Genomic DNA, 23,503 nt, shown 5'->3' with positions numbered 1-23,503 from the left:
GGAGAGATGAAGATGGCTCGCCCCATACCGGCCTCTGTATCTGTTGCTAGCGCTTTAACTTTGGCTTTATGTTCTGTTTTCGCCCATGCCACACCAGCTGACACTGCTGCCGCCAATAACGGCGCCGCTAATAGCCCCTCTACGACGAAAAAAGCCGTCAAGGTAGATGAAAAAATCACTGTGGTCGGCACCGCTGAAGACCAGATGAAGCAATCGCTTGGGGTGTCTGTTATTACCGCTGAAGACATTGCCCGTTACCCCCCGGCCAACGACCTGGCCGACCTTATTCGCCGCATGCCCGGCGTTAACCTCACCGGTAATAGTGCATCTGGCCAATACGGGAACAACCGCCAAATTGACATTCGCGGCATGGGCCCGGAAAACACCTTAATTCTGATTGACGGCAAACCGGTCAGTTCCCGCCAATCGGTAAGGATGGGTAAATCTGGCGAGCGGAACTCCCGTGGCGACAGCAACTGGGTGCCAGTTGAAGCAGTGGAGCGCATTGAAGTATTACGTGGCCCAGCTGCGGCGCGTTATGGCTCCGGCGCCGCCGGTGGCGTGGTTAATATCATCACCAAGCGCCCAACGAAAAAACTGACCGGTTCAGTTAGTTTGTATGCCAATGAGCCACAATCAGATAAAGAAGGCAGCACCCGCCGCGCCGACTTCAACCTGGCAGGTGGCTTAACCAAAGATCTGAGCTTCCGCCTCTATGGCAACATCAACCGCACCAATGCTGACAGCCACGACATTAACGCCGCTTACACCAGTGGCGGTATTTCCCCGGCGGGCCGTGAAGGGGTGCGTAACAAAGACATTAACGGCCTGCTGCGCTGGGATTTAACCCCAAGCCAAGTGCTGGAATTTGAAACCGCCTTTAGCCGTCAAGGCAACATCTATACCGGTGAGCAAGAGATTGCGACCACCAAAACCGGCACCACCACCCAAGAGCTTGGCCAGGAAGGCGCAGAAACCAATATTTTGTATCGCGCTACCGCTTCTGTTGCTCACCGCGGCACTTGGGATTGGGGGAATACCAACCTGATTTTTTCCTACGAACAGACGCGTAACCACCGTCTTGATGAAGGCTTGGCAGGGGGTGGTGAAGGCACCATTACCGACGAAAATGCCTGGTCTACGTCCACTTATAAAACCTATATGGTAACCGGCAGCAGTGACATTCCACTGCGCTTTTGGGGCATGGACCAAACGGCAACCCTCGGCTTTGAATTGGGCCAAGATAAGTTAGACGACCCCTACGCCACATCGCAGTCGCTGTCTGCTGCCAATGCTGCCGAGCTCGGCATCAGTACCAGTGATCGTAGCGGTAAAATCAGTACCGATTACTACGCCCTTTATGCCGAAGACAATATTGAGCTGAGCCTTAACTGGATGCTGACTCCGGGTGTGCGCTTTGACCACTACGATGACTTTGGTGGCAACGTTAGCCCCTATATCAGCACCTCTTATAACCTGACCGATGATTTAAGCATTCACGCCGGTATCGCCAAGGCCTTTAAAGCCCCGAACCTTTACCAAAGCAACCCTAATTACCTTTACTACACCAAAGGTAACGGCTGCCCGTCTGACTACCCCAGCACCGGGGGTGGCTGCTACATCCTGGGTAATGACAATCTCAAACAGGAAACCAGCATCAACAAAGAGCTGGGCATTGAGTATCACCACCAAGGCTGGGCTGCCAGCGTTGCCTATTTCCGTAATGACTATAAAAACAAAATCGTCGCCGGCGACGTACCCACCGGCCAGCTCAGTAGCGGTGCCTGGGTAATGCAGTGGGATAACGCCTCCAAAGCGCTGGTTAAAGGGGTAGAAGGTAATCTGAAGGTGCCGCTGCTCGGTGAAGCTGGCAAGGTGCTTAACTGGAATACCAATGTCACTTACATGAGCGACAATAAAAACCTCGATACCGACCAGCCGCTATCAATTATTCCCCGTTACACCATCAACTCAATGCTGAACTGGCAAGCAACTGATGACCTGGCCTTTAACCTCACCGCCACCCGTTACGGTAAGCAAAAGCCAAAAACCACCACCTTTACCGGGGCCGAAGCCACTGGCGACTACCTGCGAGTACGCGAGCCATACAACCTCTTTAATGTCGGTGGCAATTACCGCTTTAGCGAGGCACTGCGCTTTGGGTTTGGTGTCACCAACCTCGGTGACAAACGCCTGTACCGCGAGGCAACCGACGGCAGTCAGGGCGCCAACAGTTACAACGAACCGGGCCGAGCCTTTTACGCCAAGGCAACTTACGCCTTCTAACCGAAAAGCCCGCCACATGGCGGGCTTTTTTAGGAGTAAAAATGAAACCGTTACTGGTACTGAGTTGGCTAATTTGGCTGCCATTGTACGTATTTGCCGTGCCCGATCTGAGCAAACCATTGGGCCCCACCATTGCCGACACCGGCTCGCACTATTACCACTTCAGTAAACACGCCTTGGCATCAAAAGATGGCCAGCGCCATTATCAAGTTGTGATTGCTATCCCCAATAAAAAGCCGCCCAAAGGCGGCTACCCGGTACTTTACCTGCTGGACGGAAATGCCGCCCTTGCTGGCCTTAATGACCACATTTTAGGGCAACTACCCAAGCCACCAGTGATTGTCGCCGTCGGTTATCAAACGCCGCTTCGTTTTGATGTTAAGGCCCGCACTGTTGACTACACCCCGCCGCGCCTGGACGGCAAAGTGGTAAAGGGCCGCTACCATGGTGGTGGCGCCGATGCCTTTTTAGCGCTGCTAAATGGCCCTATTAAAAGGCTGGTAGTGAAAAATGTCGCCGTTAACCCTAAACAGCAAACGCTCTGGGGCCACTCCTTTGGTGGCCTATTTGTGCTCTATGTCCTGACGCAGGCACCAGACAGCTTCCAGGCTTATGCCGCTGCCGATCCGGCATTGTGGTGGCAGCAGGGCGAGATGATGGCAAGACTTCGCGCTTTTAAGGGGGCGAATAAGCAGGCACAAGTCTTAGTGATGCACGCCAGCGCCAAAGGCCCATCACGGCCAGCAGGGGCAACACAGAACAAGGGAATGGATGAGGCAGCACTTGCGGCAGCAAGAATGTTGGCCGCTAAGCAAAAGGTAACCAGCCATTATCGCGAATATCCGGCCCTTAGCCATGGTCCGTTATTCAATGCCTCTTTATTACCGGCCCTGCGACTGGCACAAGGCCACCTAGAAGATTAGGCCTTATTGAGCGCCGCCATGACGTGGCCAACGTCGTTTTCCAAGGCCCGCAAAATGGCACAAGCCGGGCCTGTTGGAACCCGGCGCCCTTGTTCCCAATGGCGCAACGTGCCCATATTGACATCAATCATTTCAGAAAAAGCCTTTTGAGTCAGTCCAGTACTGGCTCTAATGGCTTTTATTCGCTCGGCATGAAAGGCTTCAGTTGTATCAGTCACTGTCAAGCAACTCCTTTTTGGCTGACGGCTAATTTTGCGGCAAGGCGCCTGGAGAAAAAACCTTCTAGATCAAAAAAGCCCGCCATTTTGGCGGGCTTTTTATCCGTTGTGACCTTACTCGGCGTAGGCCTCGGTTGGTACACAGGCACAGAACAAGTTACGGTCGCCGTAGACATCATCGATGCGGTTAACGGTGGGCCAGAACTTGTTGAGGCGCACATCTTCGTTGGGGAATACCGCCAAAGCGCGCTCGTAGCCACGGTTCCAGTTCGGGTCCATCACGTCATCTTGGGTATGTGGCGCATTGACCAGCGGGTTATCTTGCAGCTGCCATTCACCGCGAGCCACCTTCTGAATTTCTTCATAAATGGCGGTCATGGCGCTGACAAAACGGTCCAGCTCAGCCTTGGACTCAGATTCGGTCGGCTCAACCATCAAGGTGCCGGCAACCGGGAATGACATGGTTGGGCTGTGGAAGCCAAAATCGATAAGGCGCTTGGCCACATCCATTTCGCTAATGCCGCTTTCCTCTTTCAGAGGCCGCAGATCCAAGATGCACTCGTGAGCCACCCGGCCGTTACGACCGCTGTAAAGCACGGGGAACTTGTCGCCCAGGCTTTTCGCCACGTAGTTGGCATTCAAAATGGCGTATTCAGTGGCTTTTTGCAGACCCACAGACCCCATCATGGCGATGTACATCCAGGAGATCGGCAGGATACCAGCAGAACCATACTGCGCAGCCGCTACAGCGCCGCTTTCAGCATGTGGGCCGTCGAGCGCCATAACGCTGTGGTTAGGCACGAAAGGCGCCAGGTGGTTTTTGACACCAATAGGGCCCATACCCGGGCCGCCGCCGCCATGAGGAATACAGAAGGTTTTATGCAGGTTAAGGTGCGACACGTCAGAGCCAATAAAGCCCGGCGCGGTCAGGCCCACCTGGGCGTTCATGTTGGCGCCGTCCATGTAAACCTGGCCACCATGCTGGTGAATGATGTCACACACTTCGCGGATGGTTTCTTCGTACACGCCGTGAGTAGACGGATAGGTAACCATGATACAGGCCAGGTTATCCGCCACTTCTTCGGCCTTGCTGCGAAGGTCGTTAAGGTCAATGTTGCCCTGCTTGTCACAGGCCACCACAACCACTTTGTAAGACACCATCTGCGCGGTAGCCGGGTTGGTACCGTGGGCAGAGCTTGGGATCAAGCAGACATTACGGTGGCCTTCACCGCGAGACTCGTGATAGCCACGAATAGCCAAGAGGCCTGCATATTCGCCTTGGGCGCCGGAGTTAGGCTGCATGGCAATTTGGTCATAACCAGTGATGTTCACCAGCCAATCGGCCAACAGCGTAATCATGCCATGGTAACCCTCGGCCTGATTGTTCGGGCAGAAGGGATGCAAAGAAGCAAACTCGGGCCAAGTGATCGGGATCATCTCAGCGGTGGCGTTTAGCTTCATGGTGCAAGAGCCAAGGCTGATCATGGAGTGATTAAGCGCCAAGTCTTTGTTTTCAAGACGTTTGATGTAACGCAGCATCTCGGTTTCCGAGTGATACTGGTTAAATACCGGGTGCGCCAGCACGGCATCTTCTCGCTTGAGCGCAGCAGGAATGGAGTCCAGCTCGCCGCCTTGGATGCGGCCATCCAGGCTTTCGATATTCAGGCCGTGATTGTCGCCCAGGAAAATGGCAAAAAGCTCGGCGATGTCCTCGCGGGTGGTGGCTTCAGACAAGCTCACACCGACAGCACCGTCTAAGTCACGGCGCAGGTTAACGCCCTTAGCTTCGGCGGCAGCCAGGGTGGCGGCTTTATCCTGAACCTTCACGGTTAAGGTGTCGAACCAATGGCTGTTGGCAAGATTTAAGCCTTTTTCTTTAAGGCCCAGCGCCAGGATATCGGTCAAGCGGTGAATACGCTGGGCGATACGCTTCAACCCTTCTGGACCGTGATAGACGGCATAGAAGGAGGCCATGTTGGCCAGCAGTACCTGGGCGGTACAGATGTTGGAGTTGGCTTTTTCGCGGCGGATATGCTGCTCGCGTGTCTGCATGGCCATACGCAGTGCAGGCTTGCCACGGCTGTCTTTCGACACACCGATGATCCGGCCCGGCATGGAGCGCTTGTAGGCATCGCGGGTAGCAAAGAATGCAGCGTGGGGGCCACCGTAAGCCATGGGCACACCAAAGCGTTGGGCACTACCCAGCACCACATCGGCGCCGAAGTGGCCAGGGGCTTTTAACAGCAACAGACTCATAATGTCGGCAGCTATGGCCACAATGCCTTTTTGCGCCTGAATAGCAGCGATAAGGTCGCTGTGGTCAACCACGTCACCGGTGGTGCCAGGGTATTGCAGCAGCGCACCGAAAATATCCATACCGGCTGCTTGCGCTGCCGGTGCTACCACCACCTCAAAACCAAAGGCGCTGGCGCGGGTTTTCACCACACCCACGGTTTGCGGGTGGCATTCGGCGTCAACAAAGAAGGTGTTAGATTTGCTTTTAGATACCCGTTTAGCCAGCGCCATGGCTTCGGCAGCAGCGGTACCTTCGTCCAGCAGGGAGGCTGATGCCAGGTCCATGCCGGTTAAATCCATAGAGAGTTGTTGGAAGTTCAGAATGGCTTCCAAACGGCCCTGGGCAATTTCCGGCTGGTACGGGGTATAAGCGGTGTACCAACCTGGGTTTTCCAAGACGTTACGTAAAATAACGTTAGGCGTCAGAGTGGGGTGATAACCCATGCCGATATAGGACTTGAACATTTTGTTCTTGTCGGCCAACGCCTTGAGTTCAGCCAGTGCTTCTTCTTCTGTTTTGGGTGCACCAATGGCCAAGCCTTTATCCAGACGAATGGAGCCGGGTACGGTTTCGGCGATCAGCGCTTCAACGGAAGGCGCGCCGATGGTTGCCAACATGGCGGCAGTTTCAGCAGTATCCGGGCCAATGTGACGGTCGATAAAAGCGTCTTTGTATTCAAGTTCGGTCAAGGAGCGGCGGGTATCAGACATGTTCACCTCTGATGGTAAGCAAAGCCCCGGCCAGACGCCGGGGCTTTGAACAACAATAACGTAGCTTATTCTTCGTCAATGACGTTCTGGTAGCCTTCGGCGTCCAGCAGTTCATTGAGTTCGGCCTCGTCGGTGGCTTTAACGCGGAACAACCAGCCGTCGGTGTAAGGCTCGTTGTTTACGGTTTCAGGCGCGTCTTCGAGGGTTTCGTTCACAGCAACGATTTCACCGGTCAGTGGGCTGTAAACGTCAGAGGCCGCTTTAACGGACTCAACAACGGCAACGTCGTCACCGGAGTTCACGGTATTGCCCACTTCTGGCAGTTCAACAAACACCATATCGCCCAGCAGCTCTTGTGCATGCTCGGTGATGCCGATGGTGTAAGTCCCGTCGGATTCTTTGCGGATCCATTCGTGGGAGGCGGTAAATTTCAGATCAGCAGGGATATTGCTCATTGTGTATTCCGTTCCTTAAAAAAAGGCCTGAGTCGGGTGAACTGACTTAGGTTAGCAAACCTTCTTGCCGTTTCGCACGAAGGCGGGTTTGACCACCTTCACATCCACCAACTTATTACGAATTTCTACCTGGGCATCGGTGAAGTCACCGGCAGGTACCCGGGCCATGGCAATGGCAAAACCCAGGGTTGGGGAAAAGGTACCGGAGGTGATTTCACCTTCACCAGCCGCTGTTACTACTTTTTGGCCGTGACGCAGCACGCCTTTTTGTTCCATTACCAAGCCCACCAGCTGCGCAGTGCCATTGGCTTTTTGCGCTTCCAGGGCTTGGCGGCCGATAAAATCACGGTCTTGGGGTTCCCAAGCAATGGTCCAGCCCATGTTGGCAGCCAGCGGCGACACGGTTTCGTCCATGTCTTGGCCGTAAAGGTTCATACCGGCTTCCAAACGCAGGGTGTCACGCGCGCCCAGGCCCGCTGGCTTTACGCCCGCTTCCAGTAGCGCATTCCAAAGGGCCACGGCTTGTTCTTGCGGCACAACAATTTCGTAGCCAGCCTCACCGGTGTAACCGGTGGTGGCAATGAAAAGGTCGCCGGCTTGCACGCCAAAAAAGGGCTTCATGCCTTCCACAGCGGCGTTTTGCTCTGCGTTAAACACGGTGGCAGCCTTGGCTTTGGCATTGGGGCCTTGCACGGCAATCATCGACAGCTCGGGGCGCTCGGTGACGGTAACGTCATAAGGGCTGGCCTGCTTGGCTATCCAAGCGAGATCTTTTTCGCGGGTGGCGGAGTTCACCACCAGGCGGAAGAATTCATCAGACAGGAAATAAACGATAAGGTCGTCAATCACACCGGCGTTTTCATTGAGCATGCCGGTGTAAAGCGCTTTGCCAGGCACGGTGAGCTTGGCAACGTCATTTGCCAACAGGTGGCGCAGGAATTGACGAGTTTGCGGGCCTTTGAGGTCAACCACTGTCATGTGGGAAACATCGAACATACCGGCGTCAGAGCGCACTGCCTTGTGTTCCTCAATCTGGGAGCCGTAATGCAGCGGCATATCCCAGCCGTGGAAGTCGACCATCTTGGCACCACAGGCAACGTGGGCATCAAAAAGCACGGTTTTTTGGGTCATCGTGTTTCCCTTTATCTAATCAAGTCTGGTGCCCAGGCTGACAGATAAAGAAAACGATTACCTGCCATGGGTGGCAGGGCATTATAACGCCGCCCTTCCAACAATTTAATGTGAGAATATTTGATGCTTTTCTTGCAGAGTTTCTAGCTGCTCAAGCACCGCCATACCTCTTGCCTCATCTATAAAAAGCCCCTTAGCTGGCGACAGGGAACCCACCCCGGACAAGCCCACATTTCGCATTAGCTTGACTAATGGGTTGGCATTGCCGAACAGGGTTTTAAGCCCACCCATGGCCCCCAGCATCTTTATTGCCGCCGCTTTGCGGGCCCGGCCATAAGGAGCCAGCACTTTTAGCGTGCCTGGGTCTTGCTCTTTAGCTACAGCGTCTAACACCTTGTCAGCCAGGGCCAAGGCATCAGCTAGCCCCAAATTAACGCCCTGCCCTGCTAAGGGGTGAATGGTATGGGCCGCATCGCCTACCAGTGCCACTCGCGCTTTTACAAAGTCGCGCGCGTAACGCGCCATGAGCGGCAGGCGCTGAACGTCACTCAGGATACTTACCGCCCCTAGGCGGTTATCAAACGCCAGCCGCAACTGATTGGCAAAATCCGCCTTGTCCATGGCCATTAACGCTTCGGCTTCTTCCGGCACGGTGGACCAGACAATGGAGGACTGCTTGGGCTGCCATAACGGCAGGAAGGCAAGCGGCCCCTGTGGGCGGAAAATTTGCCGGGCACAACCTTGGTGGGGCAGTTCAGTTTCCACGGTTGCCACTAAGGCGTGGTGGCCATAGTCGTGAAAAACGATGGGCATATCCATTTGGCTGCGCACCTGCGAGTTAGCGCCATCTGCGCCCACCAATAAACGGCTTGAGACCATGTCGCCGTTATCCAGGCTTAACATCAGGCTTTGCTCACCTTCATTGATGGTAGTGAGCTTTGCTGGCGCTTTGAGGGTAATGGCCGGACATTGGCGTAGCTCTTGCCAAAGCCCCCATTGAATTTGCCGGTTTTCAACGATATGGCCTAAGACGTCGGCTTTGACATCATCGGCCGCAAAATCAAGCTTACCAAAGCTGTCCTTTTCCCATACCGACATCGCCTGATAAGGCCCTTTGCGGGCAATGTGAGACCAGGCACCAAGGCCACTTAAAATGCGGCGCGAGCCTTCGGAAATGGCGCTAACGCGGGTGTCGGCCACCGGGCCAAAATCAGCAGTCGGCTCAACGCCGTCCACCAACACCACTTTGACGCCGCCGCGTCCCAGCATCAATGCCAGCGCAGCGCCTACCATGCCACCGCCAATCACGGTTACCTGGGCTTCAATAAAGGCCATCAGTTTTCCCATCCAAGCATTTGCCAGGCCAGCTTATGCTTGGCAACCGGCAGGTGATTCAAAAGGCCAAGGCCGGCATTGCGGCCAAGATAAAGCGATTTAAGGTCCCAGGTGAATAACCGGGCCAACAGATCGGTGGTGGCGATGGTGCGGCCCAGGTCGCCCCGGCGTTGCTGCTCCCAGCGGGCCAAACCGGCCCAGGCACCCGGGTCCTGGCTGTCGAGGTTTTCCAGCAGCGCCAGCACATCACGCAGCCCTAAGTTAAACCCTTGGCCAGCAATGGGATGCAAGCTGTGAGCAGCGTTACCCAGCACCACCGCTCTGTCGGCACGTAAGCTGGCGCTTTCAATCAGGTGCAACGGGTAGCAGTGACGCTCGCCAATATCGGTAAAGGCACCTAAGCGCCAGCCAAAGCGCTGCTGTAGCAGCTTGGCAAAATCCGCTTTTGGCATCGCCAAGGTGGCATCAACGTCGTCGGGACGCACGCAGAGCACCAGGTTCATGCGCCCTTGGGTCATCGGCAGCAGTGCTAACGGGCCACTATCGGTAAACCGCTCAAAAGCCCAGCCTTGGTGCGGTTTTTCGGTTTTGATATTGGCGATAATGGCGCTTTGCCGATACGGCTTGTCACTGGCCTCAATGCCAAGCAGACGGCGCGTTTGTGACTGGCCACCGTCGGCCACGACAAGCAGTTTGGTATGAAGTGTTTGCCCGGACGCCAAGGTGACTTGATAGCCATCGGCCTGACGTGACAAAGAGGCAATGCGGTCTGGGCAAAACCACTGGCAATTTAATTTATCGCGCAGCACCTTGCCTATCGCCCGCACCGGTATTACCTGCCCCAACGCCTTAACAGCGTAATCGTCGGTATGCAGCTGTACGCGGCCAAAACCGCCCTTTTCGGCAACATGAATATGCTCAATGGCTTGGCCGTGTTCAGCCACTTCTGGCCACAGTTCGAGCTGCTCCAGCCCCGCCACCGAACCGGCAGAGAGGGCGATAACCCGGTCGTCAAAGCTCGGTTGCACACTTTGTTCAAAGCTGGCCGGGTCAACAATGCCGACTTGCCAGTGGTCAAACCGGCGGGCCAGCCCCCAGGCGAGAGTAGCCCCCACCATGCCGCCGCCGACAATGAGAATATCCAGTTTCATCACATCAATGCACAGTAGGTTTCGTCTCGCCGCCCGGGCGCTTGCCAAAGTGGTTAAACACCAACATTGCGACCATTCGCAGGTATTCTTCTACTTCAATGAAGGCGGCTTCAGCGGCGTCGTCATCGTCATCCACTTCAGTGGACAGGTTGGCAATTTCAGCCAGGTCTTGCAGTGCTTCGGTAAGGTCGTCGTTAACCTTAACGGCCCCAACTTGCACGCCGTAACCGGCAAGAAAACCCTGAGTCCAGTCCACCAAACCTTGAATGCGGTCAGGCAGCTGCTCGTCGTCGTCGGGTAAAAACACTTCAAACTCGAAGTTGCTGTCAACCAGCTGCTGGCAAAGGCGCTGGTACAGCGGTTCCAGCACATCTTTAATAGCCTGGGTAAAGGCCAAGCCGTTATTGGTTAAATCGTAAAGTGGAGGCAACCAACTTTTGCCATCCATTTCCAAGCCCCCGGCCACAAGGCCCGATAAAATACCGTGCATTTCGGCAGGAGAAGCGGTGATTTGGTGACTAGCCAACAAGCGGGCGATGCTTTCATATTGATTAGGCGTATGGCCGTTCTGGCTCATATTCATCTTCCAGCAAGGGGATAGGACGCTATCCTAACACAGAGGATGCGCTCATCAGCCAGCCCATCCCTTGATCCAACGCAATGGCATCGCTATAGTGCGCCACCTTAGAGCGGCGCTATCGGATGCAGACTCAAGACCCTAAGGACACTGCATGGCAGACTCGTTGCAAGAGACATTGGAAATCGTGGTTTTAGGCAGACGCTTTCGTGTTGCCTGCCCCAAGGGACAAGAAGCCTCCTTGGAAGAAGCCGCGCGGGCTCTTGATGACCGCCTCAAATATTTACGGTCAAATTCCGACCTAGGCAACCGCGAACAATTGCTAACCATGGCCGCACTCAACTTAACCCACGAGCTTCGCCTTGCTGAGGCGCGCAGCCGTGAGTATGCTGATGCCATGGATTCAAAAATCAAGACACTGCAACAAACGATTGAGCAGGCCTTGGTTCACCAGGCAAAAGAATAAGTCCCTGGGATGTTTGCCAGTGGATCTATGTCCCTGAGCCGATATCTACACCGAAGGGTGCTTTCTCTGCCGCTATTGAGCAAGCTCAGCCCGTACTGAGACGCCTACGGCGGTAACTAAGTGCCCGCCTTGAACCATTGGGTTCAAGGGCTAAAATCCGCAGCGGCATTCCGGGGCCCTTTTTTTAAGATGAACGACCGCAACCAGATCCGCCGTTGGGCTCGCGAGCAAAGACGCGCCCTCTCCCCCCAGCAACAACAAAACGCCGCCACAGCGACAGCGAAACACGCTTTAACACTGCCCGAAGTGGCTAAAGCAAAAACGCTGGCACTGTATTTAGCCAATGACGGCGAGCTGGACCCAGAACCGCTGCTGCACAGTTTGCTGGCACAAGCAAAGTCGGTGCTGCTGCCGGTACTGCACCCCTTTCACCAAGGCCAATTGCTGTTCTTACGCTATCGCCCCGGCCAAGACATGAGTGCAAACCGGTTTGGGATCCCCGAGCCGGTGCTTGATGTGCAGCAGGTGGTGCCAACCCATGCGGTTGATGTGGTGTTTACGCCACTGGTTGCTTTTGACGATGCCGGCCATCGGCTCGGTATGGGCGGCGGCTTTTACGACCGCACTTTAGAACGTTATCAAGGACCTATCATCGGCCTTGCCCATGACTGCCAGCAACACCCAGCGTTACCCGCCGAGAGCTGGGATAAACCGCTGGGCATCATTGTCACACCAAAAGCGATCAAACGTTTTCGTTGCTGATATAATGCCTGCCCTTTTCCCTTGGAGCCCAGGTAATGACACAAGATGAACTGAAAAAAGCCGTTGGTTGGAAAGCACTGGACTATGTGGTCAAAGACAGCATTGTTGGTGTTGGCACCGGCTCTACGGTTAATCATTTCATTGATGCGCTGGGTTCGATGAAAGATCACATAAAAGGCGCGGTATCGTCCTCTGAGGCCTCCACAGAAAAACTCAAAGCCTTGGGCATTGAGGTACTGGATTTAAACAGTGTCTCGGAGTTGTCGGTTTATGTGGATGGCGCCGATGAAATCAACAGCAAAAACCACATGATCAAAGGTGGTGGTGCCGCCCTGACCCGCGAGAAAATCGTGGCTGCCGTCGCGGCGCAGTTTGTTTGTATTGTCGATAGCAGCAAAACCGTAGACGTATTGGGCGACTTTCCACTGCCGGTAGAAGTGATCCCCATGGCGCGCTCTTACGTGGCTCGCGAGCTGGTGAAGTTAGGCGGTGACCCGGTTTATCGCCAAGGTGTTGTTACCGACAACGGCAATATTATTCTGGATGTCCATAACCTTAAAATTACCGACGCCGTTACCCTTGAAGCCAAGCTAAATAGCATTGTTGGTGTGGTCACCAATGGGCTTTTTGCCGCGCGCGGCGCTGACGTTGTGCTGATTGGCACTCAAGATGGTGTAAAAATTCGTTGACTTTAGTTCGGCCATCTGGCCGTCTATAACCCCTGGCGAGCATTGCGCCTCATCGCGCCACCACCAGGAGAAAGCCTTTTTTTAGTAAGAGTCCCAGGTGAAACATGGCCCACTATTCTCTCGACAAAGACAAGATACGCTTCCTGCTGCTTGAAGGTGTTCATCAAAGCGCCTTAGATACCCTGAAAAGCCAGGGTTACACCAACATCGAGTACGTGAAAACCTCGCTGGCTGGTGACGAGCTGCACGAGAAAATCAAAGATGCCCACTTTGTTGGCCTGCGTTCCCGCACCCAGCTCACCAAAGAAGTACTGGCCCATGCCGAAAAGCTTTGTGCCATTGGCTGCTTCTGCATTGGTACCAACCAGGTTGACCTTAAAGAGTGTGAATCCCTCGGTATCCCGGTTTTTAATGCCCCCTTCTCTAACACCCGTTCGGTTGCCGAGCTGGTGATCGCTGAAGCCATTATGCTGCTGCGTAATATTCCGGCAAAAGCCGCCGCCGCCCGGGTTGGTGGTTGGGATAAAAGCGCTAACGGCAGCTTTGAAGCCCGCGGTAAAACCTTAGGGATCATCGGTTACGGCCATATCGGTACTCAGTTAGGGGTGCTGGCTGAAACCTTAGGTATGCATGTCATTTTTTATGACATCGAAAGTAAACTGCCGCTGGGTAACGCCCGCCAGGTCAGCCAGGAAGAACTGCTGGCCGAAGCCGACGTAGTCAGCCTGCATGTACCGGAAACCCCTTCTACCAAAAACATGTTTGGGGCCAAGGAAATTGGGCAGATGAAGCAAGGCGCTATTTTGATTAACGCCTCTCGCGGTACTGTGGTTGATATCGATGCCTTGGCTAGCGCCATGGAAAGTAAGCACTTAGCGGGCACCGCCATTGACGTATTCCCGGTTGAGCCAAAATCCAATAACGAAGCCTTTGTCAGCCCATTGCAAGCTTTTGATAATGTCATTCTGACGCCCCACATTGGCGGCTCCACCATGGAAGCACAAGCCAACATCGGCGTGGAAGTCGCTAACAAACTGGCCAAGTATTCTGACAACGGTTCTACCTTGTCAGCAGTTAACTTCCCAGAAGCGTCGCTGCCTCAGCACGATGGCCGCTCACGCCTGCTGCACATTCACTTGAACCAGCCTGGCGTTATCAACAGCATCAACAAAATTTTCGCCGAAACCGGCGTCAACATTGCGGCTCAATACCTGCAAACCACCCAAAAAATTGGCTATGTGGTAATGGACGTTGATGCCGCCTACGCTGACGATGTGTTAGAAAAGCTCAAAGCGGTGCCTGGCACCTTAAAAGCGCGAGTACTGCACTGAGTTGCGACGCTACACAACGAAAAAGGCCTCCAGTTGGAGGCCTTTTTTATGCGGCATGATGTACCGAAGAGGGCGGTATCGGGCCTGAAGAATCGTAGGGCCTGGAACCGTCTTGGTTTCGCAAAATCTTCAATGACCACATAAAGTCGGCCCGGCAACAACTGATAAGCTTTTCATAGGCTTGATTCATGGTGGTGGCGCAGGCTAAGTCATCACCGGCGTCTAAGTTTTCTAATATTGCATCCACATGCAAACAGAACTGCCCAGCCTTGGCGTCATACCCCATCACAATGGGCACCACTTTGGCACGGGACACCTTGGCCAGGCGGCCAAGGGTTGGCAAGGTACATTTATTGGATGCAAAAAAGGGCGCAAAAACAGAGGCAGCCATGCCGTGGTCCTGATCAGCAACATAAAGGCAGGAATAGCCTTGGCGGATACTACGAATAAGGTTATTCATCCCTTCCCCGCGGCTAAACTGCTTGCCACCCAAGCGGGTACGACTTTTAAACATCAGGTAGTCGATAACCGGTTTACCGGTGGGCTTGAAAATGTTGCTCAAAGGAAAACCGCAAAGCACTAAAGCCCTGGCCGCCCAGTCGAGGCCAAAGGTGTGAGGCGTTAAGAAAATGATGGCTTCCTTGTTGGCAACCAGCTGCTCAAGCAAGCCGTTGTCTTCGATGCGTAAACGCCGCATTTGATATTCGCGAGAACGCCAAAACAGCTCGCCCATGCTCAATACCGTGCGGCAAAACGCCGTCACATTTTGCTGGAAAATGTGTTCGCGTTCGGCGTCAGTAAGTTCTGGGAAGCAGCTCTGCAGGTTAAGCAGAATGACCTTTTTTCTTTTGCGAATAAAACGCCGTTTGCTCAACCAAGAAGCAAGCACTGCCCCGGTCCAATTTTTAACACCAGCCGGTAACCATGCAAAAATAAATAACAGTAATGCACCCAGCCAATGCCCTAGGTAACGAGGATGTAGCAGCTTTACATGAAAGCGCGCATTGTACTGAGTTTCGCAGGACATAACATTTACAACTAAAGACTGAGAAATGAGATCTTTAGGAGAAAGCGGCCAAAGATCAACACCTATAAAGGATTAGATGTTAATAGCGTGACTTAAGACACTGCCGTCGGGGGCATCAAGTAACCTTGATAGCCGTGAACGCCCAATTCTTGCAATATCGCAAGCTGCTCGCCCTTTTCCACCCGTGTTGCAATCACTTGTATCTTAAGGCTTTGGCCAATCTTCGCCAACGCACGGATCACCTCTCGACCGACTTCCTCATTTTCTCCATAGCAAGCCAGGCTTTGGTCTAGCTTGATATGGTCAGGCGCCAAATCGTGAAGATACCTGAGCGACTCTATATGCCGCCCTACATGGTCAACCCCTAACCCTAAACCGCGTATTCTAAGTTGCTCAACAAAGGCTTTAACTGCTGCGGGGTCGGCGAGCGCTATTTCTTCGCTAATCTCGAAAGCCAGCGGAAAATCATGCGTATAGGAATCCAATGATGCTAACAATGGATCCGGGTCCCGTACCGATGCCAGGGTCAGGTTAACCACATTAAGCAAGTTGTTATGGAACAAGCCGCGGCTTAAGAGATTATTAAAAATCGCCAAATCCATCGCCTGCCCTAGGTTAAATTGGTCTACAAACGCCAAAAAAGCCCCGGCCGAATACTGACGGCCGGCGAGGGATAAGGTCGCAAACCACTCCAGCTGCAACTTTTTACCACCTTCCAAGGCCATCACTTCCTGGCGCATCACCCCAAATTTTTGGTGCTCTATGGCTTCGTTCACCGCATCTCGCCAATTTTCCTGGCTGGGCGCTTCGCTACCCTTGGCCTTAGCCATAAAGAGGTGCGGATGGTTCTGCCAAGCTTGGTGCAGAGCCCCGTCAGCACTGCTGAGGATGCTTGATGCAGAGAGATGCTCGCCTCTTGGCACCACTGCCAAAGCAAAGTCGCCACCGCCTTGCCCTTGTTGCACAGAGAACGCAACCAGTTCCTGGTGAACCTGCTCCAGCCATTCATGCATTTGCCGTTCATCAGCACTGGCACAAAGGGCGGCAAATTCGGTATGGCTGATCCTGGCGAAAACGCAGCGGCTACCTTTAACACAAAGGCTTTTAAAGCGCTCGGCTAAGGCTTTAATTAAGTCATCTCTGGCTTTATAGCCTTGCTGTAAACGCAAGGCGTCTAGCCACTTAATGTCCATCAGCATCAGGCCACCGGTGCCGGGCTCAGAAAGCCAGGCACTGATGTGCGATAGGAGATGGGTGCGGTTGGAAAGTCCGGACACCGGGTCGGTCTGGGTAGCCAGGCGCAATCGGCCAATCTGTTCGTCCTGGCCTTCAAACATCAGTTTGACCCTGTCGGTCATTTCGTTAATAGCCATCACCACCGTTTTTAGTTCCCGGGTTCTTGGCTCAGAAATGGGGTTACCAAACTGCCTTTTGGTAATGCGCCGGGCCTGCACCACAATGGCGTGTAGTGGTTTCATCACTAACCGCAGCCCGCGCCAAACCGTCAGCAATAAAATGAAGTACACCAGACTTAATGTGGCGAGCAGTTGTACACCGGTGCGCCATAGCGCCTGATAGGCAACCGCCGGGTTCCCCACCACCGTAAGATTGGCCACTTGCAGCCAGCCAGAGGTCACCACTTGTTCCTGTGATACCGCCTCAAACAGGGGTAAATTCATAAACCAATTGGGTACGTCTACGGCTCGTGGCTCTTGCTTCTTGGCAATAACTTCGCCCTTGGCGTACCAATCAAGACGAATTTCACTGTAAAAGCCGGCATCAAATACCGCTTGCAGTACGGTATCTACCGCACCTCTGTCCTGTTTATCCAAAAATGCGGTTAATGTCAGCCCCAGGGCAGTGGAAGCGTTTTGCACATCGGTTTCCATCTGCCGGTCAATCGAATCACGAGAGGTATTAAACTGCACAGAAAACACCACCAGCACGACCACCAGGAAGCTGATGTTGAGTAACCACAGGATCTGACGTTGCAAAGTCATAGGCGAGTCCTAGTCCAACTTAATAGAAGGCTTGTTGAGGTGGTTAACCCCAAAGCGCCCTTGCAAATCTTTCCAGCGCTTTAAGCGGCCGCTGTCTCCGACCAACTGCCCACTGCCTTTACTTTTGCTAAGCCACAGTTGTTTACCGTTAAAGGAGTAGATAGGTAAGAGGTCGGTACGCTGGTCAGCCCGGCGGATATCCGGGATCAGGTTATCAAGGATAAAGGGCACCGAGTTCGGTGTGGGGTAGACCGCCAAAACCATGTGGTATTGGTTTACCGACAATGCCTTTACATAGGTAATACGCATTTTTTGCTCCGGCACACCTAACGCCAGTAGGGTGAAAAACTTGGCAATAGCAAAGTCTTCACAATCGCCACCATCGGCGCCAATAAACTCCAAAGGCGTTGCCCAATAGTCGTTTTGGCGCCAAAGCTTGATATCGTCGATGAAAAAGAACTGGTTAAAAAACTGGTTAACCAACTGCAACTGCATAGCTTCCGGTCGGCTTTGATTGCTTTCTATAAGCTGCTGCCAACGGTCAAAACGCTGACCCGCCTTCTCACCATAAACATCCATTATCGACTGGCGAGCCTGGGTAAAGTCGAGCTGTGACAACCCGGCCCATAACAGACCGGGTAGCAGCACCAGCAGCCAAAAGCTCTTTTTCATCCACGACAAAGTGGCCGTCTCACTGATCAACGGTATAGATAGTCCACTTCATCACTGGCAGGTTTTGAGCACCGGATAACTCAGCAACGACACGGCGATTTTTGCGGTGCGCTTCTTCCGTCATAGAGGTGTCCAACGGCTTACTAAAGCCGTAACCGACAGTGGTAACGCGGCCAGGAGCAATGCTGAATTCTTTTTCCAGCACCTTGGCTACGGCATCAACGCGTCTTTTTGAAAGCGCTACGTTATAAGCTGCACCACCGGTTTTGGAACAATGCCCTTCCAAGGTCAGTTCGGTCTCTGGGTATTGCTTCATAAATTCGGCCACTTTGCCTATTTCGCTGTAATAACGGGGGTCGATGTAGTCTGAATCGTTAGCAAACAGCACCTTGAGGTCAAAGCGTTGAACATTTTGCGCTTTGCGGCCGCAACCATCATTGTCGATATCGGCCCCTAAGATAGTGCTATCGCATTTATCGCGGGCGTTGATAACGCCATCAGTATCGGGGTCGGTTAAGTCATTAACCTGAGCAGTAGGTTGGTCATAATCGACAGTGTCATGCATTGAACAAGCAGCCAAAGCGAAGGCAGCCAGTATCGGGATCAGGGTTTTCATAGCGCCTCCTTACTTTTCACTGTTCCAAATCGAGGGCCGAGTTACCCTCAGAGAGTCCAACAACAACCCTTCGGCATTGAGCACGCGATATCGCGCCAACGTTTCATCAAACTCGGCGTTTAAGTAATCGCGACGCGCTTCAAACAATTCATTTTCGGTATCCAGCAAATCCAGCAAGGTGCGTTTACCTAAGTTAAATTGCTTTTGATAAGCCACTTGGGTTTCTTTACTGGCCTCCACATGGCGGCGAATAAAGGTTTTTTGTTTGCCCAGGCTTTGCAAGGCATTCCAAGATAAACGCAGGCCCTCAGCGACTTCTCGCCAAGCACGCTGTTGCACTTCTTTGGCCTCACCGATTTTGTAGATGGTTTCCCGTACTCGGGCAGAGGTACTGCCGCCGGCAAAGAGGTTGTAACGCATCCGCACCATGGCAGTCAGATCGTTGTTATGCCCTTCATAACCATCAAGGTTATTGTTGGCGGTCTGCTCTACTTCCAGATAAAAGTTGGGATAGTAAGCCGCCTTGGCACCTTCTTTTTCAGCCATGGCTGCTTCCACATCAAAGTGGCTGGATTTAAGCAGTGGGTGATTTTTCTTCGCTTCCTCTAAACCCGCATCCAATGACACCGGCAACATGTCAGCATCGGGAACCGGAATAACCAGGTTTTCGGGCTGCACATTGACCTCGCGGATATAGCTGGCAACCGAGTCTTCATAGTTATTTTCCGCCGCCATCACATTCGCTTGCGCCCTGGCTAAACGGCCGCTGATTTGCGAAAGGTCGGAGCTGGAACCCACACCGGACTCGGTACGTTGGCGAATACTGTCAAAAATTTTCTGGTGAGCATCCAAGTTGCGTCGAGCCAGTTCCAGAATGGATTTTTTACGCAGCACGTCCAGATAAACCTTAGATACATCTAACGCCGTATTTTCAGCGGACGACAACAACGAATATTGCTCTGCTTGCATTTCGTTGGTCAGGCGGTGCACTTCGGATGACACCCTGAAACCATCGAATAACAGCTGGCGCAGAGACAAAGATGCTTCGCCCCTTCTTAACTCTTGATCGTGGCCACCGGTAATAGAACGTGTTGTCGGACTGTCGGCATTTTCGTAACCGTAACCCGCGTTAAAATCCACTTGCGGGTAGTAGCCACCCCGCGCTTGTTTCATTTGTTCTTCGTAAGCTTTGTAACGTGAAAACACCACTCGCAGATCCGGATGCGTCTGCAAAGTGTCCGCCACAGTTTGTTCCAACGACGCTGCCATTCCTTGTGCAGATATACCGCTGACTAGGATGGCAAGCGTGAACGACCTTAACGTGCCTTTCATACAACCCCCTCTTATTTGTGTATCCCTTCATCTTTCTCGTAGCGCAGTGCTTTGCGCTCGTTTGATTGGTTTCAGTAGGTAATCGAGTATGGTGTGCTCCCCGGTGATCACATCGACTTGTGTCAACATGCCAGGGATGATGGGTAGTTCTTTGTTGTTACGTTCTAAATACGGTTTGTCGGTACGCACTCTTATCAAGTAATAGGCGTTGCCATCATCGTCGACCAGTGAATCGGCACTGATATGATCCAAGGTGCCTTTTAAGCCGCCATAAATAGTGAAGTCGTAAGCACTGAGCCTGACCTCAGCCTGTTGTCCTGGGCGTAAAAAGGCGATGTCACGCGGGCTGACTTTCGCTTCCACCAGCAACTGGCCATCCATTGGTACAATTTCAACAACCGGCGTGGCGGCCTGTACCACCGCCCCAACGGTATTAACATGCAGGGTTTTGATAATGCCTTTTACCGGTGAGACAAGTTGCGTGCGGGCAACCCGGTCTTCTAGGCCAGCCGTTGACTCTTGCTGGGAATTGAGTTGCAACTCAGTGCGGCGTAAATCTTCTTGAACCTTGGTGCGAAACTCCAACGCGGCATCGCGTCTTTTGAAAATGGCCTCTTCTCTGGCGGCAATCACTTTAGGACGGTTGGCTTTGGCTACCGCTAAGTCGCCCCGCATGTCGTTGACTTGACGGCGAAGTTTTAAAATCTCCACCTCTGACACCACCCCTTGCGCAGCCAAAGGCTCGGTCAGGCTTAACTCTTTAACCGCTAAGCTCAGGCTTTGCTGTTGGTGGGCAATTTTGGCGTCTAGTTCCGAAAGCTCTTGCTGACGCTGGGTAATTTGCTCAGACAACATAGCAATCTGGTTACGCAGGTTGTTCAGGCGGTCGTGATATTCAGAAGTTTGCCGGTGCACCAGGTCGCCGTAGTTGGCCGACAATTTTTCGGGAAAATCGAGGGTTCTGGCGGTAATGGCAATCTGTTTGGGCCAGGTTTCATCGTTCTTGACCTCAACACTGCTAAGTTCCGCTTCTAAACGCACCGCTGCACTTTTTAGCCCAACCAGCTCCCGCTCTTTTTGGCGGTAATCAGACTGAAAGCGCACATCGTTTATCCTTAGCAACGCTTGCCCGGCTTCAACCATCTGCCCTTCATGAACATAGATGGCCTCAACCACCCCGCCGTCGACACTTTGTACAACCTGCAACTGTTGTGACGGGATGATTTTGCCATCACCTCTGGCCACTTCATCCAGTTTGGAAAACGTCGCCCAAAGCACAAAGCACAACATCAACAGACCCAAGATCCACAGCAACACCCGGTGGTAGCGAAGCTGGGTTTGCATCAACTGGCTTTGGGTATCCAATGACCACTTGTCACTACTCATGGCGCCCCCCATGCTCTTTGAGCCAGGCCAGCACTTTGTCTTTAGGGCCATCAACCACTAAGTGGCCGTGCTCCAATACAATGAGGCGGTCAACCAATTGCAGCATGCTGTGTTTGTGAGTCACCAACACCAGAGTGCAATCGCGACCAATCTGCCCAAGCCTTTCCATCACCTTTTGTTCTGTTGCCGGGTCTAGGCTCGCCGTTGGTTCATCTAACAACAGCACTTTCGGCCGCAGTACCAGAGCCCTTGCCAGTGCAACCAAATGGCGCTGGCCAAGGGACAACTCAATGCCACCTTCACCGACTTTGCGCGAAAGGCCACTTTCATCCACATCCGTAAATGCGCTAAGCCCAGCTTGTTCGGCCGCATCTAAAATTTGCCCCTCGGGAACGGCACCCAGACCAAACACGATGTTGTCTCGAATGGTGCCGGCAACCAGCCTGGCATCCTGTGCCAAGTAGCCAATACCACGGCGCATATCCAACGGGTGACGTTGGTGAATGTCCACACCATCAACCAACAGGTGGCCTTTGTCTGGCAGATAAAGGCCAAGCATTAATCTGGCTAAGGTGGTTTTGCCGCAGCCGGTTCGGCCAATGATGCCAACCCGCTCACCAGCGCGAATCGATAGGTTGAGATTGTCTACCGCTGCAATAGCACTACCAGGGTAAGAGAAGGAAACGCCATTCAGCTGGAAGGCGCCACGGGTAATGGGCCTGCGAAGCGCTTCAGAGGTTTGGGAGAACTCGTCTTTTTCTTGTAACGCCTCGGTAAGGGCATTCATCCCAACTTTGGCCTGCTGATAGCGTCCAATCAAATTCGCCAGTTGCGCAAAGGGGCCTATGGTGCGGCTACCGAGCATCACTGCGGCAATGATGGCGCCTAGGCTACTGGAGCCACCGGCTAGGCTCACCACGCCAAGCACCACAACACCAACCATAGTCAGTTGCACCATCAAATTAGAGAGGGTAGAAAGCCGTTGTTGTAATTCACGCATGCGGTTTTGCACCTGCGATTGCGCGGCCACCAGCTGTTCCCAACTGTGTTGGCAGCGATGCTCGGCACCGCAGGCTTTAATGTACTCGGGCATCGCCAGCATTTCCGCTAACTGCGTTTGGCGAATAGCACTGATTTGGGCGTTAAGTGTTACCGATTTATGGAGGCTCCTTGCCATCAATAAAGCACCCACTATCAGCACCAGTGCAGCAATGAGCGGCACTATGACCAAATGACCACTGATAATGCCGATAACCACTAAAAACAGCACCGCAAAGGGAAGGTCAGCAACCAAGGCTATAGTCGACGATGAAATAAATTCGCGAAGATACTCAAAATCTTGGAACCGCCGCATCGCCTGGCCAAGGCTACTGGCACGGTTAACTAGCGGCGTGCCGAGGCTGCGTTCCATCAGCACCTGCGACAAGGTCTGTTCGGCCTGGCGACCTGCAAGATCCAGTAGCCGTGAACGAATAAGCCGCAATGTAGAGTCAAAAATAAACGCCAGCAAAGCACCACCGGCCAGAACCCACAAGGAGTCAAAGGCGAGATTGGGCACCACCTTGTCGTAGACATTCATAATGAAAAGCGGGATCACCAGCGCAAACAGGTTAATCAGCATGGAAGCCAATAAGGCGTCACGATAGAGCCCGCGGCGCTGCCAAAGTGTTCGCCAAAACAATTTAAGGTCGCTATCGGCGCTGCTTTGCGTTTGCCCCAAATCCCCCAAGGCATGCAGGGTAAAGCAGTAGCCCATATACTGGCTTTCTAGCTCACTAAGCGGGGCTCTGTGGTTGTTCCGCTGCGGGAACGTTGTCCAAGAAACTTCGTTAGGGCCAACTTCGGTTAATAAAGCGCACTCTTTGTTGTTAAGCAGTATCAACAGCGGCAACGACTGGTTAGACAGCTCTTTTATAGAAAACTGGCGTAATACTGCGTCAAAGCCGCCCCGGGCCGCCGCCCGAGGGAAACTTTCTGTTGATAAACAACCATTTTCTAAAGGGAGCCCTGCCACCAAGGACTGGCCAGATAAAGCCCTACCTTCTTTTGCAAGCAGCCATTGCAGCGCATCCAAAAGGGCATCAGCTTGTTCGGCCTGAGTCACCTTCCATTCTGAAGTTTGAAGACTCATTGTCAGCCC

General features: G+C 53.2%; 20 protein-coding genes and 1 other RNA gene. 7 read left to right on the top strand and 14 right to left on the bottom strand.

What is annotated here, in order from left to right; translation table 11 throughout:
* The first annotated feature begins 12 nt into the window (after nucleotides 1-12).
* The gene (locus DW350_RS02335; protein WP_115717311.1) at nucleotides 13-2,286 is read left to right on the top strand and encodes a FepA family TonB-dependent siderophore receptor; all 2,274 of its coding nucleotides are present in this window, start codon (nucleotides 13-15) and stop codon (nucleotides 2,284-2,286) included.
* Between the two features lie 41 nt (nucleotides 2,287-2,327).
* Nucleotides 2,328-3,209, top strand: coding sequence for an alpha/beta hydrolase (locus DW350_RS02330; RefSeq protein ID WP_115717310.1), 882 nt, complete (start codon nucleotides 2,328-2,330; stop codon nucleotides 3,207-3,209).
* Here DW350_RS02330 and DW350_RS02325 read toward each other — a convergent pair.
* The 7 genes from DW350_RS02325 to DW350_RS02295 all read right to left on the bottom strand — a co-directional run bounded on the left by DW350_RS02325 (nucleotide 3,206) and on the right by DW350_RS02295 (nucleotide 11,082).
* Nucleotides 3,206-3,427 carry a helix-turn-helix domain-containing protein gene (locus DW350_RS02325; RefSeq protein WP_336406966.1) on the bottom strand — a complete coding sequence of 74 codons (222 nt, stop codon included), beginning with the start codon at nucleotides 3,425-3,427 and terminating at the stop codon, nucleotides 3,206-3,208. The two genes, DW350_RS02330 and DW350_RS02325, sit on opposite strands and share 4 nt — an antisense overlap.
* Before the next feature lie 114 nt (nucleotides 3,428-3,541).
* Nucleotides 3,542-6,433: an aminomethyl-transferring glycine dehydrogenase gene (gcvP, locus tag DW350_RS02320; RefSeq protein WP_115717308.1), complete on the bottom strand. Its 2,892-nt coding sequence runs from the start codon at nucleotides 6,431-6,433 to the stop codon at nucleotides 3,542-3,544.
* A 65-nt stretch (nucleotides 6,434-6,498) separates the two neighbouring features.
* A complete protein-coding gene (gcvH, locus tag DW350_RS02315) occupies nucleotides 6,499-6,888 on the bottom strand; it encodes a glycine cleavage system protein GcvH (protein WP_115717307.1) in 390 nt (129 codons plus the stop codon).
* 51 nt (nucleotides 6,889-6,939) lie between these two features.
* On the bottom strand, nucleotides 6,940-8,019 hold the full coding sequence (gene gcvT, locus DW350_RS02310) for a glycine cleavage system aminomethyltransferase GcvT (protein WP_115717306.1): 1,080 nt from the start codon (nucleotides 8,017-8,019) through the stop codon (nucleotides 6,940-6,942).
* A 105-nt stretch (nucleotides 8,020-8,124) separates the two neighbouring features.
* Nucleotides 8,125-9,354, bottom strand: coding sequence for an FAD-dependent monooxygenase (locus DW350_RS02305; protein ID WP_192954779.1), 1,230 nt, complete (start codon nucleotides 9,352-9,354; stop codon nucleotides 8,125-8,127).
* Nucleotides 9,354-10,505 (bottom strand): 2-octaprenyl-6-methoxyphenyl hydroxylase, encoded by a 1,152-nt coding sequence (gene ubiH, locus DW350_RS02300; RefSeq protein WP_115717304.1) that lies wholly within the window; start codon nucleotides 10,503-10,505, stop codon nucleotides 9,354-9,356. Before ubiH ends, DW350_RS02305 begins: the two co-directional genes overlap by 1 nt.
* A 4-nt stretch (nucleotides 10,506-10,509) precedes the next feature.
* Nucleotides 10,510-11,082, bottom strand: a complete 573-nt coding sequence (locus tag DW350_RS02295; RefSeq protein ID WP_192954778.1) for a UPF0149 family protein — start codon at nucleotides 11,080-11,082, stop codon at nucleotides 10,510-10,512.
* 154 nt (nucleotides 11,083-11,236) lie between these two features.
* Between DW350_RS02295 and zapA the strand changes: the two genes are divergently transcribed.
* The 5 genes from zapA (at nucleotide 11,237) to serA (ending at nucleotide 14,330) form a co-directional block, all read left to right on the top strand.
* A complete protein-coding gene (gene zapA / locus DW350_RS02290; RefSeq protein WP_115717302.1) occupies nucleotides 11,237-11,548 on the top strand; it encodes a cell division protein ZapA in 312 nt (103 codons plus the stop codon).
* A non-coding RNA gene (ssrS, locus tag DW350_RS02285) (6S RNA) lies at nucleotides 11,547-11,729 on the top strand. Before zapA ends, ssrS begins: the two co-directional genes overlap by 2 nt.
* A gap of 8 nt (nucleotides 11,730-11,737) precedes the next feature.
* Nucleotides 11,738-12,310: a 5-formyltetrahydrofolate cyclo-ligase gene (locus DW350_RS02280; protein WP_115717301.1), complete on the top strand. Its 573-nt coding sequence runs from the start codon at nucleotides 11,738-11,740 to the stop codon at nucleotides 12,308-12,310.
* 35 nt (nucleotides 12,311-12,345) lie between these two features.
* Nucleotides 12,346-12,999, top strand: coding sequence for a ribose-5-phosphate isomerase RpiA (rpiA, locus tag DW350_RS02275; protein WP_115717300.1), 654 nt, complete (start codon nucleotides 12,346-12,348; stop codon nucleotides 12,997-12,999).
* Between the two features lie 104 nt (nucleotides 13,000-13,103).
* The gene (gene serA / locus DW350_RS02270) at nucleotides 13,104-14,330 is read left to right on the top strand and encodes a phosphoglycerate dehydrogenase (RefSeq protein WP_115717299.1); all 1,227 of its coding nucleotides are present in this window, start codon (nucleotides 13,104-13,106) and stop codon (nucleotides 14,328-14,330) included.
* A 46-nt stretch (nucleotides 14,331-14,376) separates the two neighbouring features.
* On the opposite strand, the gene DW350_RS02265 is transcribed toward serA, so the two are convergent.
* From DW350_RS02265 to DW350_RS02235, 7 genes are all read right to left on the bottom strand, one after another.
* Nucleotides 14,377-15,357 (bottom strand): LpxL/LpxP family acyltransferase, encoded by a 981-nt coding sequence (locus tag DW350_RS02265; protein ID WP_115717298.1) that lies wholly within the window; start codon nucleotides 15,355-15,357, stop codon nucleotides 14,377-14,379.
* 92 nt (nucleotides 15,358-15,449) lie between these two features.
* Entirely contained in the window at nucleotides 15,450-17,357 is a 1,908-nt protein-coding gene (locus tag DW350_RS02260; protein ID WP_115717297.1) for a bifunctional diguanylate cyclase/phosphodiesterase, read from the bottom strand.
* 9 nt (nucleotides 17,358-17,366) lie between these two features.
* Nucleotides 17,367-18,029 (bottom strand): transglutaminase-like cysteine peptidase, encoded by a 663-nt coding sequence (locus DW350_RS02255; RefSeq protein ID WP_115717296.1) that lies wholly within the window; start codon nucleotides 18,027-18,029, stop codon nucleotides 17,367-17,369.
* Between the two features lie 19 nt (nucleotides 18,030-18,048).
* Nucleotides 18,049-18,645 carry an OmpA family protein gene (locus tag DW350_RS02250; protein WP_115717295.1) on the bottom strand — a complete coding sequence of 199 codons (597 nt, stop codon included), beginning with the start codon at nucleotides 18,643-18,645 and terminating at the stop codon, nucleotides 18,049-18,051.
* 9 nt (nucleotides 18,646-18,654) lie between these two features.
* Nucleotides 18,655-19,890: a TolC family outer membrane protein gene (locus DW350_RS02245; RefSeq protein ID WP_319018105.1), complete on the bottom strand. Its 1,236-nt coding sequence runs from the start codon at nucleotides 19,888-19,890 to the stop codon at nucleotides 18,655-18,657.
* A gap of 114 nt (nucleotides 19,891-20,004) precedes the next feature.
* On the bottom strand, nucleotides 20,005-21,363 hold the full coding sequence (locus tag DW350_RS02240; RefSeq protein ID WP_115717293.1) for an HlyD family type I secretion periplasmic adaptor subunit: 1,359 nt from the start codon (nucleotides 21,361-21,363) through the stop codon (nucleotides 20,005-20,007).
* Entirely contained in the window at nucleotides 21,356-23,494 is a 2,139-nt protein-coding gene (locus DW350_RS02235) for a type I secretion system permease/ATPase (RefSeq protein ID WP_115717292.1), read from the bottom strand. The genes DW350_RS02240 and DW350_RS02235 overlap by 8 nt, the downstream gene beginning before the upstream one ends.
* Nucleotides 23,495-23,503 lie beyond the last annotated feature (9 nt).

This window comes from Gallaecimonas mangrovi (genome assembly GCF_003367375.1).
GTDB classification, from domain to species: Bacteria; Pseudomonadota; Gammaproteobacteria; order Enterobacterales; family Gallaecimonadaceae; genus Gallaecimonas; species Gallaecimonas mangrovi.
The sequence above is the reverse complement of the archived record's forward strand: the minus strand, read 5'-3'. Positions and strand labels throughout refer to the sequence as shown.

What these genes read in the sequence shown, in the direction of transcription:
- DW350_RS02280 (WP_115717301.1), top strand. Translation starts at nt 11,738, where the DNA reads ATGAACGACCGCAACCAGATCCGCCGTTGGGCTCGCGAGCAAAGACGC.
- DW350_RS02255 (WP_115717296.1), bottom strand. Translation starts at nt 18,029, where the DNA reads ATGAAAAAGAGCTTTTGGCTGCTGGTGCTGCTACCCGGTCTGTTATGG.
- rpiA (WP_115717300.1), top strand. Translation starts at nt 12,346, where the DNA reads ATGACACAAGATGAACTGAAAAAAGCCGTTGGTTGGAAAGCACTGGAC.
- ubiH (WP_115717304.1), bottom strand. Translation starts at nt 10,505, where the DNA reads ATGAAACTGGATATTCTCATTGTCGGCGGCGGCATGGTGGGGGCTACT.
- DW350_RS02335 (WP_115717311.1), top strand. Translation starts at nt 13, where the DNA reads ATGGCTCGCCCCATACCGGCCTCTGTATCTGTTGCTAGCGCTTTAACT.
- gcvT (WP_115717306.1), bottom strand. Translation starts at nt 8,019, where the DNA reads ATGACCCAAAAAACCGTGCTTTTTGATGCCCACGTTGCCTGTGGTGCC.
- zapA (WP_115717302.1), top strand. Translation starts at nt 11,237, where the DNA reads ATGGCAGACTCGTTGCAAGAGACATTGGAAATCGTGGTTTTAGGCAGA.
- DW350_RS02295 (WP_192954778.1), bottom strand. Translation starts at nt 11,082, where the DNA reads ATGAGCCAGAACGGCCATACGCCTAATCAATATGAAAGCATCGCCCGC.
- DW350_RS02260 (WP_115717297.1), bottom strand. Translation starts at nt 17,357, where the DNA reads ATGACTTTGCAACGTCAGATCCTGTGGTTACTCAACATCAGCTTCCTG.
- gcvP (WP_115717308.1), bottom strand. Translation starts at nt 6,433, where the DNA reads ATGTCTGATACCCGCCGCTCCTTGACCGAACTTGAATACAAAGACGCT.
- DW350_RS02235 (WP_115717292.1), bottom strand. Translation starts at nt 23,494, where the DNA reads ATGAGTCTTCAAACTTCAGAATGGAAGGTGACTCAGGCCGAACAAGCT.
- DW350_RS02250 (WP_115717295.1), bottom strand. Translation starts at nt 18,645, where the DNA reads ATGAAAACCCTGATCCCGATACTGGCTGCCTTCGCTTTGGCTGCTTGT.
- DW350_RS02265 (WP_115717298.1), bottom strand. Translation starts at nt 15,357, where the DNA reads ATGTCCTGCGAAACTCAGTACAATGCGCGCTTTCATGTAAAGCTGCTA.
- DW350_RS02305 (WP_192954779.1), bottom strand. Translation starts at nt 9,354, where the DNA reads ATGGCCTTTATTGAAGCCCAGGTAACCGTGATTGGCGGTGGCATGGTA.
- gcvH (WP_115717307.1), bottom strand. Translation starts at nt 6,888, where the DNA reads ATGAGCAATATCCCTGCTGATCTGAAATTTACCGCCTCCCACGAATGG.
- DW350_RS02330 (WP_115717310.1), top strand. Translation starts at nt 2,328, where the DNA reads ATGAAACCGTTACTGGTACTGAGTTGGCTAATTTGGCTGCCATTGTAC.
- serA (WP_115717299.1), top strand. Translation starts at nt 13,104, where the DNA reads ATGGCCCACTATTCTCTCGACAAAGACAAGATACGCTTCCTGCTGCTT.
- DW350_RS02240 (WP_115717293.1), bottom strand. Translation starts at nt 21,363, where the DNA reads ATGAGTAGTGACAAGTGGTCATTGGATACCCAAAGCCAGTTGATGCAA.